Below are 13977 nucleotides of genomic sequence, written 5' to 3' on the forward strand. Positions count from 1 at the left end.
GTTCATCAGGTGTCTTAACGGATACCTGATGAATTTACACACACACTATGAATCCATTTGATAGACTATACAAGCCAGGTAAAATGACACTTGGCATAGAATTTCCTTTAGATAATGATTGGTCAACCGAAGGAAATCGCAAACGCTTGGAAGACAACAGACCTTTTGGAGTACCCGATATTTCCAATCATTTAGCATTGGCAAAGCAAATTGATGAAGCAGGATTCTCCGCTTTATGGATGCGCGATGTTCCGGTGTACGACCCTAACTTTGGCGATGGTGCACAATTGTTCGATACACTTCCATATTTGGGCTATTTATCTGCCGCTACCAAAAACATTTTGTTAGGTACTGCTGCAATTGTATTACCACTACAGCAGCCTATAAAATTAGCAAAAGCTGCTGCCACCATAGAAAATTTAAGTGATGGTAGACTCTTGTTGGGTTTAGGTTTGGGCGATAGACCTGTGGAGTTCCCAATTTACAATATAGACTATAACAGAAGACCTGAAATCTTTAGAAAAAATCTTGATATCATTAAAGAAGCTTGGAAAACAAACAGTAATTTAAAATCTAAATACGATTTTTTAACTAACGGTATAGAAGTTTATCCTAAACCGAAAAATGACATTCCGCTTGTAATAGCAGGTCATTCCGGACAAAGCATTAATTGGATAGCAAAAAACGCACAAGCTTGGTTTAATTACCCAAGACCGGTTGCCGAAACTTTAGAAAACAGAAAATACTGGTGTAATGCTTTGTACGATGAAGACCAAGCAGCAAAGCCTTATATTTCGGCTATACATTTAAACCTATCTAAAAACGACAATGTGACTTTTAAACCACAGCGCTTTGGTGGCACTGTGGGCATCAACCATCTTACCGAATATTTAAAAGCATATGAAAATGTCGGAGTCAACCATATGGCAATAAACCTTAGAAAATCTGAAACGCCAGTTAGTGAAGCTATTGCTAAAATTAAAGATGTTGTATTAAGGGAGTTTTAGTATTAAAATGAAAACGGCCTAAGAGAATTTTGGTAAAACAGGGCCGAGCGTTAAGAAAAGGTCTAGTAGACCTTTTTAGCGAAGGAGCCAGCCGGCTCGTGGGCCTTTTATCTAAATACTCTATTAAAATGACCAAACAAATAGGGTAGGGGTTTATTAAGAGTTACAATGGATCCTAAAATTTAGCGACCGACCCGTACATTGTTTCCAAAATTATCTGTAAGCCTTGATTTTTTTGTTTCTTTTTTTATCAAGAAAAAAAGATAAATAAAAACCTTGCTGGTTAGCATGTTGAATTCTATTTGACATAATGTTAGAAGTACCTAAAGAAAAGATAAAACAAGACGGGAGGTTAGCAAGGGCTAAGAATTTTGCTCGCAGAGAAAATTTTAGCTGTTGCGGCTAACTGACGAGAATGTCGTAGAAAAAAATCTTGCAGAGATTTCCTCGAATACACGAATTTTAAACAAACCTAAAAGGCAAGCTTTTAAATGGCGTTGGCAAGTGGCGGGAAATTGTGTTTAAATTTAAAATGCGATTAAGCATTTTAGAATTTAAAAAGCAATCGAGCGCTTGGTAGCGGCTATTTTACATAACGGCAAATTATGAGTACAGACGAAAGGTTTGTCGTGAGGGTTGCGGAATTTCTAAGTTTGGAATACATTTTCTTTTGTGTGCAAAATTTTCTTGTAGCGTAAATTAAACAGGTTGACGACCCTGTTGGTAATTCGCTTAAAAGCTACAAATGTGAGGGATATTTTACATAATAGAATTATGACTTACGTTTTTCATTAAACCTTTACGGTATGTTGGCAGCCGCATCATCTTTCTTGAATATTGCTTCAGCTTTTGGGCTAAACCAATATTACAAAATGTATCATAATGTCTTGCGTTATGTAACTTGAGCTTTGATTAAAAGCGAAAGTTGTTACATTCTCTCCATTTTTTTCTTTCTAAAAGCTTTCTTCTCGAAAGATAATGGAACACTTATTAACTGACCGACGGCAGGAGGGAAAGCAATGTGTGTGGAATGATTTTAACCTCAATTAATTAATAGAGGCCCTAAATTCTTTAGGCGAATGCCCTACCTTTTGTTTGAATAGACGACTAAAATGCTGTGGATATTTAAAACCCAATTCATATGCTATTTCACTTACAGATTTGTTAGGGTCAAAGATTTTTTCTTTGCCCACATCAATAAGTTTTATCTGTATATATTCTTGGGCAGATATTCCAGTTTGCTTTTTGACCAAATCACCAAAGTAATTTGAGGACAGATGTAATTGGCCTGCGAAATAGCCAACAGAGGGTAAGCCGTTAGTTTTAGGTTTATCTGATAAAAAATAATCCCTCAATAGCGTATCAAACTTTTCTAAAGCGCCTTTATTGACAACTTCGCGGGTAATAAATTGGCGGTCATAAAATCGTAGGCAGTAATCTAAAAACAACTCTATATTGGTTACGATTAGTTTCTTGCTGTGTTTGTCTATCGGCTGCTCCAATTCAAACTGAATTTTTTCCAACAAACTTAAAATCACTTTTCGTTCTTTAGCCGATAAATGCAAAGCTTCATTACTAGAATAGGTAAAGAAATTAAACTCCTGAATCTTTTTAGCCAAATTAGTGCCCAATAGTAGGTCTGGGTGAAAGAGTAATGCATAGCCTTTGGGAACATAATCTGGGGCGAACCCGCCAAATTCAATGGTTTGGTTAGGTGCCATAAAGACCAATGTCCCTTCATCATAATCATAAGCATTCCCGCCATACATCAATTTACACCCAACAGCATCTTTTAGGAAGATGGCATAGCAACTATAATGAAAACCGTCGTAAGGCATATTGGTGTATCCGCTTTTACTTACGTTGTCAAAATCTACAATACCCACCAACGGATGTAGCACTTCACAATTTCGCAGTTTAAAGTAATCTGCAATGGTTTTTATCTCTAAAATATTCTTCACGACCAATTGAATTTAAAATAAAGATAACCTATTGACTACCATGTAGTCAAACCCTGATCTTAAAATCTGTAATTATGGTATAAACATCCGTTATTTGGGTATTACTCAGCCTTCTTTCTTATCCTAATTTTGTTCTGAAAGAAATTAACCCCTTATGAATAAAGTAGTTACGTTAGTAGTGTCCCTTTTGTTATCAACCATGTACGCACAAGAAAGTGGTTCTGAAAATCACCCTAAATTTCTAGATGATTTTAGGGCTACTGCAAGTATTACCCATAATGGCGTATCATTGGTTCCTTCTTTTTCTTTAGGTAACCCTGCTTTGTTGTTCGATTTAAAGTTTACCAAGGGAAAGCTAAGTTTTGAACCCGATATGCGCTTTTCACTAGAAGGCAAACCATGGACCATGTTGTTTTGGTTACGCTATAAGGCAATTGAAAAAGAAAAGTTCTCGCTTAGAGTAGGCGCACACCCTGGACTCAATTTTAGAACGGTCAATGTAATTCGCAATGGGCAGAATGAGGAACTGTTAGAATCAAGAAGATATATAGGCGCAGAAGTGGTACCCAATTATAAAATAACAGAGCGATTTAGCGTAGGTATATATTATTTATATGGGCGTGGTCTAGATGAAGGTGTAAAAGAGACCAATTTCTTGGTAGTAAATGCTTCCTTTACACAAATACCCCTTTCAAAAACTGTATTTATGAATTTTACGCCACAAGTTTACTATCTTACTTCAGACAAATTAACCGGTTATTATACTTCTGCATTTTTGACCTTGGCGAAAAGAAATTGTCCCTTTTCTTTAACAGCGGTGGTAAACAAAGGAATCAGCACACAAATCTTGCCCGATGACGATTTTACATGGAGCGTGTTGTTGAATTATAGCTTTCCATCATCAGGAAAAGCTAGGAATTTGAAGAGAAAAATATAAAGTATCGATTAAAGATTCCCCAAAAAAAAGTAAATCATGATAAAGCTAAACTATCTATTTGTACTTGGAAGCACATTACTTCTTATTGGCTGTACCGAACAAAGCAAACAGGTAACTCAAAAACCTATAAAGTCTAATGATGTTATCTCTATTCAACAACAGGGTACTTTTGCCGTTGGCGGTACGGTTAAGAAAAGCCCAGGGGAATTTGACCCTATTGCTCACGGAGCATTCAATCCTTCAAATCAAAGTAATGTGGGACAAACGCTTCACGGGGACCATGCTTCGGTTTTATATCAAATTCCTACAGAACCACGTAATCTCCCATTAGTATTTTGGCATGGTTACGGTCAGTCTATGCGTACATGGCAAAGCACCCCAGATGGTAGAGAAGGCTTTCAAAGTATTTTTCTAAAAAAACGTTTCCCTGTATATTTATTAGATCAGCCCAGAAGGGGACTGGCAGGACAAAGTTCAGCACCAAAAACAATTGAGGCAAGAACCGAGGATCAACTATGGTTCGGTATATTTAGAATGGGAGAGGGAGTTAATTTTTATCCAGACATTCAGTTTTCGAAGGATCCCGAAGCTCTAAATCAATTTTTCCGTCGCAGTACTCCAGATACGGGACCTTTAAGTATCAATCTCAATATTGACGCTGTTACCGCATTGTTTGAAAAAATTGGTGAAGGAATACTTGTTACCCATTCCCACAGTGGCGGACAAGGTTGGAGTACCGCTCTAAAGAATGACCACATAAAAGCTATTGTAGCTTACGAACCTGGTAGTAATTTTATTTTTCCTGACAATGACATTCCAGACCCTATCGCTTATGTGGGCGGAACATTAAGTGCCAAAGGTATTCCGGCGGAAGAATTTAAAAAACTGACCAAAATCCCCATTGTAATCTATTATGGGGATTACATTCCTGAAACTGAAGTCGAAAATCCTGGTCAAGATCAATGGCGTGCTGCACTTCGTATGGCAAAGAAGTGGACCAAAGCAGTTAATGATGCCGGAGGAGATGTAAGCTTAGTGGTATTACCTGAAATTGGCATTAAAGGCAATACACACTTCCCCATGTCCGATTTAAACAATCAACAAATAGCCGATTTAATGTATGACTGGCTTAAAGAAAAAGAATTGAATTAAATAATTTAAAGCATAGCTAACACTAAATATTATGAAAAATATAAAGAGAATCACCCTTATTTTAGCCCTCATAGGAACTACTTTTTCAATTGCACAGGAGTCCATTATCCCGAAAGATAAACTAGTAGATACCGTACACGAGAATGAAACGGAATATGATTCCTTAAAAAATACAGATACTATTAAAAAAGAGCTTTTAAAATTATCAAAATACAAATGGCAATGGATGGCAGACAAGGATGTTGATAAATTGGCTGTGCTTTTCCACGACAAATCCAAATTTGTACATATGAGCGGTTCTTGGAAAAAGGACAGGGAACTTGAAATTATTGAATCGGGCAGCATTTGGTATAAAAACGCAGCGGTTCATGATGTTGCTGTGGAAGTATTTGGAGACGATACCGCTGTACTCTGGAATAGAATCACCTTAACTGCCCACGTTCGTGGCAACGATGTTTCTAATGAATTTACAGTAACCGAAGTCTATAAAAAAGAAGCTAATGATTGGAAGCTGCTTGATTTAACCTTTAGCAGTGTGCGCGATACACACAAAATAGAACATTAATAACATAAAAATCAAAAACGATGAACACCAAAATAATTTTAATTGCACTTCTTTCTGTATTCAGCATTGGGCTAACCTTCTCACAAACCTTGGTTGAGCAGGAAATTAAAGAGCTCTCGAAAAACAAATGGCAATGGATGGCAGATAAGGACACCGAAAAACTGGGCCAACTATTTCATGAAAATGCCCAATATGTACATATGGGCGGATATTGGGGCACCGAGCGTGAATTGGGAATTATTAAAAGTGGCGGTATATGGTATAAAGAAGCGATTGTTAAAGATGCTACTGTAGCTGTAACAGGTGATACTGCGATACTTCTTAACACCATTACCCTGGTGGCAGAAGTAGGCGGTAACGAAGTGACCAACCCGTTTGTAGTGACCGAAGTATACCAAAAAATAGGGGGGAGCTGGAAACTGCTAAACCTCTCTTTTGTAAAACAGATGGTTAGGGAATAAAAGAAAGATAAAAGTATGAAAATGAGACTTATAATGTGTTTATTTATTGTTCTTGGATATCAATTGAACGCTCAAAATACTGAAGTAGCTACGGTTCGTTTATCAGAACAAGAAAAGGGTATCATTTTAATTGCTAGTTATACGGCACAGGGCAAGTTGGTAAACCTGAGGGATGCTCTAAACGAAGGCTTGAACAACGGACTTACAATCAACGAAATCAAAGAGGTTTTGGTGCATTTGTATGCCTATGCCGGTTTTCCAAGAAGTATACGTGGGTTGCAAACTTTTTTGGGAGTTTTGGATGACCGAAAAAGCAAAGGAATAATAGATGAAAGAGGAGTGGAAGCATCTCCGATTTCCGAAACACAAGACAAATATGATATAGGCAAGAAAATTTTAGAAAGCCTGGTAGATAGGTCTTTAGACGGACCAAAGCCTGCATATCAAGAATTCTCACCAGAGGTGGACCGATTCTTAAAAGAACATTTATTTGCCGATATTTTTGAGCGCGATGTGCTTAGCCATAAACAGCGTGAATTGGTAACCATATCGGTAATTGCAAGTTTGGGAACCTTAGAGCCCATGTTAAAAAGCCATTTAAATCTTTCGTTAAACGTTGGTTGGCAACAAGAACAATTGCTTCAGTTCACCAAAGTACTAGAAGGAACTACGACGACCGAGAACGCAAAAGCAGCAAAAATTGTACTTAAAGAAGTACTTGATAATCGAAAATAATAATAGTGAAGAGATGAAAATTAATCCCCTATATAGTATATTTTTTATTTTAGCCCTGTTGATTGGTTGCAATGAAGCAAAAGAAATTCATAAGGATGCTGCCTTGTTTTCGAAAGGTGAAAAAATCACCAATGAAAATTTTACGGGCACCGCGTGGCTAAATATGTTGGCTACACCAGATAGTTTAAACACCATGTATGCCGGCTTGGTCACTTTTGAATCTGGCGCACGTACTAACTGGCATTCGCATCCTGCGGGACAAATTCTCATTGTTACCAAAGGTGAAGGCTATTACCAAGAAGAAGGAAAAAGTAAACGTGTGCTTCGCCAAGGCGAAACCATAAAATGCCTGCCCAACATAAAACATTGGCATGGGGCTAGCCAAAATTCCAAATTTGCTCATATAGCAATTTCAAGTCGCGATAAAGGACCCGCGCAGTGGTTTAAACCGGTTTTAGACGAAGAATATAATGGTAAATCTGAATAATTTTCTATTCAAACGTAGTTTCTTAAAATGTTGGTTTTTGAAGTAAACGTTAGGGCCTAAGAGAATTTTGGCAAAACAATAGGCGAGGGGAGCGACCATATTCTAGAGGGTTGTTAATAAGGCTTGTTGCCCAGTATAATGTTTCAAGTAGTTCAAAGCGGTCTTAAGGTTTACAATGCTTTCTAGAATATAGCGCCTGAGCCGTACATTGTTTCCAAAATTATCTGTTTGCCTTGATTTTTTTATTTCTTTTTTTATCAAGAAAAAAAGATAAATAGAAACCTTACTGGTTATAGTGTTGAATTCTATTTGACATAATATTATAAGTACCTAAAGAAAAGCTTCAAACAAGACGTGAGGTTAGCAAGGGCTAAGAATTTTGCTCGCAGAGAAAATTTTTGCTGTTGCGACAATCTGACGAGAATGCTGTAGAAAAAAATCTTGCACATATTTCCTCGAATACTTAAATTTTAAACAAACCTAAAAGGCTAGCTTTTAAATGGCGTTGGCAAGCGGTGGCAAATTGTGTTTAAATTTAAAATGCGTTTTTCAGCATTTTGGAATTTAAAAAGCAATCGAGTGTTTGGCAGCGGCTATTTTACATAACGGCAAATTATAGATACAGCTACGAGGTTGTCGCTGGGGTTCTGAGAATTTGAAATTTTCTGAAAAGTTTATTCTATATTCAAATATTGAAGCTACGTAAATTAAACAAGTTGATGACCCTGTTAGTAATTCTCTTAAAAGCTATGAGCTTAAGGGATATTTTACATAATGTAATTATAGCCTACAGCTATGTGGTTGGTTTCAAATCTAAACATACCAATCTGTACTATAATTTATATTATGTAAAATAGAATATTTTAAACACCACTATCCTCTCGTTCAAACCTCTTGCAACCAAAATATAATGTTATACGCTCTTTACGTAACGGTCCACGTCATTTACGAACACGTCAAAGCCTTGTACGTAGTTTAAGAAGAGACGGTAACAACGCGCTGAGGCATTGGGGTCTTGACGTAACTTTTGGCTAATGTTTTTGTTGGTATCCCGTAAGATTCGGGCTTCGGCTTTTAAATCATCTAAACGCATGAACTGGTCATACGTTTGTGGTTCACACGTATAAGAACATAATTTGGCGTAAAGCTGTGCTACAACCTTTAAATTTCGTTCTAATCTTTGTAATTGTAGTTCCGTGGTTTGAATGTCTTCTTGCCTCGTAAATATTCCTTCCATATCAAACCTAATCTATAGTGTATCCTTGATTTTACCGTCGTCAAAGATACACTACAAACAGGCAGATAAATACTACAAACAATTAATTAACTTAACATTTACATTTGCTTAAAAATCAACCACATAGAGAATTAGTGGCTGGTGCAAATGTCCAGGTATTCGGCCACACCGTCATTTAATCTTCTAAACTCCGTAAGCTGTCTTTTAGCGCGTTCCAAATGAACATTTACGGTTTTACGGGTGTCTTTTAAGGAGTTAATGATTTCACGGTTAGAATGGGTTAAGGAATCCATTGTAGTCCGTAAGGTTTCTATTCGTTCATAAAGCGAATAGGTTTTTGGTTCGCAACGGTAAGAATTGAGCTTGGTGCGTAATTGCACCAAATCTTTTTGGTTGCGTTCGAGTCTTACGACAATAGCATTTTTGTCATTTTCCTCTACTCTTGATGCGGGCTGTTGAGTTGTTGTCATAGGTGCAGGATTTTGGGTTGTTGAGATAAACTGTGTTACTCTAAGTTATAAAAAAAATCCTACAATTTTAGACTTAACTATCATATAATCAGACTTTAACATTAAATTAATGTTCTTTGCTATACTATGTCCTCAGTCCAATTTCAGTTTTTATCCAAAAGTTATTAACAGCTAAACTACTGGTTTCTAGTTGTTCATGACCGTCTTTCGGCAATAAAAATTAACAAATAGCATGGTTTGCTCAAAATCGCATTTTTCAATGCTGAAAGTGTTAAAATTTCATTTCAGACCAAAAGGGACTCAATTTTCACTTCTGGAACTAGCTAAAATTCAGCTTAAAAGGTCAAAAAAGTGAAGTGAACAGCAAAAAATACCCTCATAAAGCAGTGCGCTCCATGAAGGTATTCTAGTTTAGGTGGTTTTTACTCTTAATCTTCGTCTTCAAATTCAATTTCGGCCATGGTCCGGTTCAACCGGTTAGAAAATGGCTCGGTGATCAAATCTTCAAGCAATCGTTGTCTTTTTCGTTCGGAAATATCCAATGTATCTAATATTTCACGTCTACGTTCTGTTTTAGCAATCCGTTCTTCCCTTAATTTCATACGCTCCTCTACGGTTAGGATGGCTTTGGGCTCAAAACGCTCCATAACGGTGTATTTCGTAATCTCAGATTTTTTTTCTTTGATCTCTTGTGCAGACAATCCGCATGTACCTACAAGAACGCAGGCAGCTATCATAAAAAGGGGGTTTTTCATAATTACTTCATATTAGTTCTTTTATAAAGATAGTGATTTACCCAAAACAGTACTATTTTGCACCTCAGATTCCGTTTACAGCGATAAATTTGTTCATATTATCGGTAATTTATACTAACTTATTTTCCAAACCTAGAATATCATGCGTGTCAAATTCATACTACTCCTTGTTGTTGGTCTCTTATTTTTTAATGGTTCGCTTCAGGCACAGGACCAGGTTTCCATCGCTTCGGCAAAAATCAACTTTCATTTTATTTCAAAGGATGTTGAAGGCAGTTTGTCCGGGTTTGAATCTTCTTCCAAAATCTATCCGGAGCGTATAACGGAATCCAGTTTTAAAGGCGCCGTAAAAGTGGAAACCATTAAAACAGGGAATTTCCTCAGGGATTGGTCCTTAAAGAGCGGAAAATATTTTGATGCGGACACCTATCCCACTATTACTTTTGAAAGTACCCAAATTACCAAAACTAGCAACGGGTTTACCGTTACCGGAACACTTACCTTAAAAGGAACCGCTAAAACCATTAGCTTCAACTTTACGGAACAGGCCTCCAAACTCGCGGGGACCACTACTCTATTTTCATCGGATTTTGGAATTGATATTAAAAAGGAGCGCCAAGATAATAAGGTAGATGTGACCTTAACTCTTGATTTGAGCAACTAAATCATTCTAAACTCCGCTTCTTTTGAATTGAATCAAAGGCTTTTGCAAATGCGCCTGAAACGAGTGTGAAAATGAAGTATCTTCGCAGGCGTAAAAATGCATTATATGTGGGTCTGGATTCTTTTTATTGCTTTGATCATTGTTTTTCTTGCGCTGGATTTAGGCGTTTTTAACAAGAACGAACACGTTATTAAAACCAAGGAAGCCGCTATTTGGACTACCGTTTGGGTGTCCGTGGCCATGGCGTTCAGTGGAGTCATTTACTGGCTCTTTAGTCAAGGTCTGGTGGAAAACCCTACCAATCTAACCCCCAATAATGCGGTTCTAAAATACGTTACGGGTTACCTTATAGAACTGTCCCTGAGCATAGACAACGTATTTGTTATTGCGGTTATATTTTCCGCGTTTAAAATTCCCGCATTGTACCAACACCGAGTGCTTTTTTGGGGTATTCTTGGGGCCATAGTTTTTAGAGGGTTGATGATTCTCTTTGGCGTGGCGCTGATTACCAAATTTGAGTGGATTATTTATGTCTTTGGGGTGTTCCTATTATGGACGGCTTTTAAGATGCTTAAGGGCGATGACGAAAACTTTAAACCTAAGGATTCATGGATATTCAAGCAAATTGGAAAAATTTACCCGATAACATCTGACTTTCACGGACATGACTTTTTTGTAAGACTGAAAGGTTTACGTGCCGCTACTCCCCTTTTCGTGGCCTTAGTGGTTATTGAGCTTACGGATGTATTGTTCGCTTTGGACAGTATTCCCGCTATTTTAGCCATCACAGCCGACCCATTTATTGTTTTTAGCTCCAATATTTTGGCCATTCTAGGCCTGCGGTCCATGTATTTTTTGATTTCTAGAATGTTGGAAAAATTCCGTTATATCAATTATAGTTTGGTGGTTATTTTAGCCTTTGTGGGACTTAAAATGTTGTTCTCCCATCAAGTGGAATTGCCGGAATGGTTATCCCTTGCGGTAATATCGGTAGCGTTGCTTTCCGGGATTGCAGCCTCATTATTGATTCCTGAAAAGAAAAAGAAAGGAATAGAACCGGAAAATTAATCAAGAAAGGTTTCAATTGAATATTAAGACCGCTTAAACAGGTTTTTGTACAGCTTTTCTACGGCCCAATTGCCCAAAGGAAAATACAGGGCAAAGAACAATGCCATGCCTAAACTAAAGTTCCGGATACCAAAGAACTGGTCCATAAGATTGTTTGGGTAGGCATACGAAGTTTCAAAATAATACCCACCAAATTCCAGAAAACCCATAGCCACAAGTCCGTAAGCATATTGGATATGAAAAGGGAGATTCCTAAGCAATAAAGAAATGGGAACCATATATAAAATGTAGCAAGTGATTACTTGCCACCAATAGGTGAATTTGGCAATTTCTACCGTGGCTCCAAACCAGTTCATGACCATTCCCCAACTGAAATAAGCAATACAATACAACGCAATTAATCGCTTGTCTGCTAATAATTTAGGTTTCGCCCAATTCCAGAAATCAGATATCATTTTACTTGGTTTCTAGTTTTGCGTCAATAATGGAAAGTGCATCCTTTACCGTTTGCATTTGGTCCATATCGTCATTTTCGAGCATGATATCAAACTCGTCCTCAACGTCCAGAACAATGTCCACCAAATTAGCGGAATTTATATTGAGTTCACTTATGAAATTGCTCTCTAAAGTAATGGCATCTACCGAAACATCTTCGGGCAGATACACCTTTATAATATCCTTGAGTTTATTGTATTTTGTTTCTTCGTTCATGTTGTTAGGTCGATAAAACTGTGTGGACTTCTGGTTTTAGGAATTAAATCGTTTAAAAATAACACAAGCATTTACATCTCCAAAACCGAAACTTGCTTTTGCTAAAACGGTAGGTTGATGTGGAATGGTTTTCTGTGGAATACAATCAGAAGCTATCAGGTCCGTAATTTCCGGGTGTAAGTCCGTACAGTTCACATTTCCAAAGGTTTGAGAGGTGTTAAACTGAAGCAATGCAGCTACACATTCAATACTCCCCGCCGCCGATAAGCAATGCCCGAACATTCCTTTAAATGAATTGATAAAGGGAAAATCACTACCAGAGCGCTCCAAAGCCGTACTCCAGTTGGCAATTTCCAGCGCATCTTTACTCGTAGCCGTCAAATGCCCATTGATCACATCTATATCAGAATTTTGAATGCCAGAATTCCGTACCGCTTGACCAATACAACGTTGTACGGCTTCGCTATTGGGAGCGGTCATAGTACCATCGCCACGTTGGCCGCCACTGTTTACGGCTCCCCCTAATATTTCGGCATAAATCTTTGCGCCACGGGCTTGAGCGCTTTCTAGAGATTCTAGAACTAAGGCCCCTGCCCCACTTCCAGGAACAAATCCTGCAGCACTAGCACTCAAAGGTCTGCTGGCCGCTTCCGGGTTATCGTTATAATTTCTGGGAAGAATACGCATGGCGTCAAAACCTGCCCAGACGTAAGGACCGCTATCGCTACAGCTTCCTACTAACATGCGTTCTGCCTGTCCGTTTGCGATACGCTCATACCCCAATAAAACCCCTTCCGTACCTGTTGTACAAGCGGAAGAGTTGGTGGTAACCTGATTTCCACAGCCCAAAATACCACCCAAATAGGCGCTTACGCCACTTGCCATAGTTTGAACAACGCTAGTACTTCCCAAACGCCGAACGTTTTTGGCATCAATCTGATAAATGGCTTCACGGAATTTATCCACACCCAAGGTGCCGGAACCAAAAATGATACCACTGTCCCAATCTGCTTGCTCCTTTTCAGCAATGTCCAGACCGGCATCTTTCCAAGCATCGGTTCCTGCAATAACCCCGTATATAATACCCGTAGCGCTGAGCCCGCGTAGTTGCAGGGGTGTAAAGTAATGGGATAGAAGTTCATCGCTTACCTCCGGTTTCCCCGCAATCTGACAACCGAACCCCAGCTGTTCCAACTCCGGTTGAAACCGAATGCCACTTTGGCCCGTGGCCATTGCTTCGGTAAAAGCAGCTAATCCAGTTCCGTTGGGAGCACAAACGCCCAGCCCTGTTATAACCACTCTTCTACGCATGGGCACTGGTTTTAAACATTCCGGATATTTCGCCTGTACAGACCAATTTCCCTTCCGTATTATGCATTTTTACAGAACACTTTAATTTATTGAACCTAAAGTATATTTTTTTTGAGGTCACGATTACTTTTTCATTCGGTTTAACCGGTAATAGAAATTCCATTTGTGTACTACTCATACCTATTTGCATTTCTGTTGGTGGCAATTTGGTTTCGTTTTGTAAAAGATAAATTCCCAAGCATACGACTCCTATTTGCGCACAACATTCCGTTAGAATTACACCGGGTGTTACGGGAGCGTCTTTAAAATGCCCTTTATAAAAATATGAATCCTCAAGAAAGGTATAAGTCCCGACCACTCCATTTTCGGTAACCTCTGTCAGTTCATCAACGAACAAAAAAGGTTCTGTGTACGGCAAAACATTGGTTATGTGGTCATAGTTCATAATCTGTCAAT

Annotated in this window: 17 protein-coding genes; 9 read left to right on the forward strand and 8 right to left on the reverse strand. The window is 38.3% G+C overall.

Features of this window, described 5'->3' with window-relative positions; all coding sequences use genetic code 11:
• Window positions 1-47 precede the first annotated feature (47 nt).
• Window positions 48-1007, forward strand: a complete 960-nt coding sequence (locus H9565_RS13475; RefSeq protein WP_215440413.1) for a TIGR03571 family LLM class oxidoreductase — start codon at window positions 48-50, stop codon at window positions 1005-1007.
• Between the two features lie 1046 nt (window positions 1008-2053).
• Here H9565_RS13475 and H9565_RS13480 read toward each other — a convergent pair.
• Entirely contained in the window at window positions 2054-2968 is a 915-nt protein-coding gene (locus H9565_RS13480) for a helix-turn-helix domain-containing protein (RefSeq protein ID WP_073244543.1), read from the reverse strand.
• Between the two features lie 154 nt (window positions 2969-3122).
• Between H9565_RS13480 and H9565_RS13485 the strand changes: the two genes are divergently transcribed.
• The 6 genes from H9565_RS13485 to H9565_RS13510 are packed head-to-tail and all read left to right on the forward strand — an operon-like array spanning window position 3123 to window position 7305.
• Window positions 3123-3905: a hypothetical protein gene (locus H9565_RS13485; protein WP_215440414.1), complete on the forward strand. Its 783-nt coding sequence runs from the start codon at window positions 3123-3125 to the stop codon at window positions 3903-3905.
• 36 nt (window positions 3906-3941) lie between these two features.
• Window positions 3942-5057: an alpha/beta hydrolase gene (locus H9565_RS13490; RefSeq protein WP_215440415.1), complete on the forward strand. Its 1116-nt coding sequence runs from the start codon at window positions 3942-3944 to the stop codon at window positions 5055-5057.
• A gap of 31 nt (window positions 5058-5088) precedes the next feature.
• Window positions 5089-5622, forward strand: a complete 534-nt coding sequence (locus H9565_RS13495) for a nuclear transport factor 2 family protein (protein ID WP_084135034.1) — start codon at window positions 5089-5091, stop codon at window positions 5620-5622.
• 20 nt (window positions 5623-5642) lie between these two features.
• Window positions 5643-6083 (forward strand): nuclear transport factor 2 family protein, encoded by a 441-nt coding sequence (locus H9565_RS13500; RefSeq protein WP_215440416.1) that lies wholly within the window; start codon window positions 5643-5645, stop codon window positions 6081-6083.
• Between the two features lie 21 nt (window positions 6084-6104).
• Complete coding sequence (locus H9565_RS13505; protein WP_246560620.1) at window positions 6105-6818, forward strand: carboxymuconolactone decarboxylase family protein; 714 nt, start codon at window positions 6105-6107, stop codon at window positions 6816-6818.
• Window positions 6819-6831: 13 nt separating this feature from the next.
• The gene (locus H9565_RS13510) at window positions 6832-7305 is read left to right on the forward strand and encodes a cupin domain-containing protein (RefSeq protein ID WP_215440418.1); all 474 of its coding nucleotides are present in this window, start codon (window positions 6832-6834) and stop codon (window positions 7303-7305) included.
• Window positions 7306-8218: 913 nt separating this feature from the next.
• On the opposite strand, the gene H9565_RS13515 is transcribed toward H9565_RS13510, so the two are convergent.
• From H9565_RS13515 to H9565_RS13525, 3 genes are all read right to left on the reverse strand, one after another.
• Window positions 8219-8542 (reverse strand): hypothetical protein, encoded by a 324-nt coding sequence (locus tag H9565_RS13515; protein WP_215440419.1) that lies wholly within the window; start codon window positions 8540-8542, stop codon window positions 8219-8221.
• Between the two features lie 131 nt (window positions 8543-8673).
• The gene (locus H9565_RS13520) at window positions 8674-9012 is read right to left on the reverse strand and encodes a hypothetical protein (protein WP_215440420.1); all 339 of its coding nucleotides are present in this window, start codon (window positions 9010-9012) and stop codon (window positions 8674-8676) included.
• A gap of 428 nt (window positions 9013-9440) precedes the next feature.
• Complete coding sequence (locus tag H9565_RS13525; protein WP_215440421.1) at window positions 9441-9767, reverse strand: hypothetical protein; 327 nt, start codon at window positions 9765-9767, stop codon at window positions 9441-9443.
• A gap of 142 nt (window positions 9768-9909) precedes the next feature.
• Between H9565_RS13525 and H9565_RS13530 the strand changes: the two genes are divergently transcribed.
• Complete coding sequence (locus tag H9565_RS13530; RefSeq protein WP_215440422.1) at window positions 9910-10431, forward strand: YceI family protein; 522 nt, start codon at window positions 9910-9912, stop codon at window positions 10429-10431.
• A gap of 105 nt (window positions 10432-10536) precedes the next feature.
• Window positions 10537-11499 carry a TerC family protein gene (locus tag H9565_RS13535; RefSeq protein ID WP_215440423.1) on the forward strand — a complete coding sequence of 321 codons (963 nt, stop codon included), beginning with the start codon at window positions 10537-10539 and terminating at the stop codon, window positions 11497-11499.
• A gap of 23 nt (window positions 11500-11522) precedes the next feature.
• Here H9565_RS13535 and H9565_RS13540 read toward each other — a convergent pair whose 3' ends face one another.
• Genes H9565_RS13540 through H9565_RS13555 form a run of 4 tightly spaced genes read right to left on the reverse strand, consistent with a single transcriptional unit; the run spans window position 11523 to window position 13966 of the window.
• The gene (locus tag H9565_RS13540) at window positions 11523-11954 is read right to left on the reverse strand and encodes a hypothetical protein (protein ID WP_215440424.1); all 432 of its coding nucleotides are present in this window, start codon (window positions 11952-11954) and stop codon (window positions 11523-11525) included.
• A 1-nt stretch (window position 11955) separates the two neighbouring features.
• On the reverse strand, window positions 11956-12210 hold the full coding sequence (locus H9565_RS13545; RefSeq protein ID WP_215440425.1) for a phosphopantetheine-binding protein: 255 nt from the start codon (window positions 12208-12210) through the stop codon (window positions 11956-11958).
• Between the two features lie 36 nt (window positions 12211-12246).
• Entirely contained in the window at window positions 12247-13521 is a 1275-nt protein-coding gene (locus H9565_RS13550; protein WP_215440426.1) for a beta-ketoacyl-[acyl-carrier-protein] synthase family protein, read from the reverse strand.
• Window positions 13514-13966, reverse strand: a complete 453-nt coding sequence (locus H9565_RS13555) for a 3-hydroxyacyl-ACP dehydratase FabZ family protein (protein ID WP_215440427.1) — start codon at window positions 13964-13966, stop codon at window positions 13514-13516. The genes H9565_RS13550 and H9565_RS13555 overlap by 8 nt, the downstream gene beginning before the upstream one ends.
• Between the last annotated feature and the right edge of the window lie 11 nt (window positions 13967-13977).

Source organism: Zobellia russellii (assembly GCF_018728565.1).
GTDB classification, from domain to species: domain Bacteria; phylum Bacteroidota; class Bacteroidia; order Flavobacteriales; family Flavobacteriaceae; genus Zobellia; species Zobellia russellii.

Bases quoted from the DNA above. Each gene is read 5' to 3' on its own strand.
- H9565_RS13475 (WP_215440413.1), top strand. From the start codon at position 48: ATGAATCCATTTGATAGACTATACAAGCCAGGTAAAATGACACTTGGC.
- H9565_RS13485 (WP_215440414.1), top strand. From the start codon at position 3,123: ATGAATAAAGTAGTTACGTTAGTAGTGTCCCTTTTGTTATCAACCATG.
- H9565_RS13490 (WP_215440415.1), top strand. From the start codon at position 3,942: ATGATAAAGCTAAACTATCTATTTGTACTTGGAAGCACATTACTTCTT.
- H9565_RS13495 (WP_084135034.1), top strand. From the start codon at position 5,089: ATGAAAAATATAAAGAGAATCACCCTTATTTTAGCCCTCATAGGAACT.
- H9565_RS13500 (WP_215440416.1), top strand. From the start codon at position 5,643: ATGAACACCAAAATAATTTTAATTGCACTTCTTTCTGTATTCAGCATT.
- H9565_RS13505 (WP_246560620.1), top strand. From the start codon at position 6,105: ATGAGACTTATAATGTGTTTATTTATTGTTCTTGGATATCAATTGAAC.
- H9565_RS13510 (WP_215440418.1), top strand. From the start codon at position 6,832: ATGAAAATTAATCCCCTATATAGTATATTTTTTATTTTAGCCCTGTTG.
- H9565_RS13515 (WP_215440419.1), bottom strand. From the start codon at position 8,542: ATGGAAGGAATATTTACGAGGCAAGAAGACATTCAAACCACGGAACTA.
- H9565_RS13520 (WP_215440420.1), bottom strand. From the start codon at position 9,012: ATGACAACAACTCAACAGCCCGCATCAAGAGTAGAGGAAAATGACAAA.
- H9565_RS13525 (WP_215440421.1), bottom strand. From the start codon at position 9,767: ATGAAAAACCCCCTTTTTATGATAGCTGCCTGCGTTCTTGTAGGTACA.
- H9565_RS13530 (WP_215440422.1), top strand. From the start codon at position 9,910: ATGCGTGTCAAATTCATACTACTCCTTGTTGTTGGTCTCTTATTTTTT.
- H9565_RS13535 (WP_215440423.1), top strand. From the start codon at position 10,537: ATGTGGGTCTGGATTCTTTTTATTGCTTTGATCATTGTTTTTCTTGCG.
- H9565_RS13540 (WP_215440424.1), bottom strand. From the start codon at position 11,954: ATGATATCTGATTTCTGGAATTGGGCGAAACCTAAATTATTAGCAGAC.
- H9565_RS13545 (WP_215440425.1), bottom strand. From the start codon at position 12,210: ATGAACGAAGAAACAAAATACAATAAACTCAAGGATATTATAAAGGTG.
- H9565_RS13550 (WP_215440426.1), bottom strand. From the start codon at position 13,521: ATGCGTAGAAGAGTGGTTATAACAGGGCTGGGCGTTTGTGCTCCCAAC.
- H9565_RS13555 (WP_215440427.1), bottom strand. From the start codon at position 13,966: ATGAACTATGACCACATAACCAATGTTTTGCCGTACACAGAACCTTTT.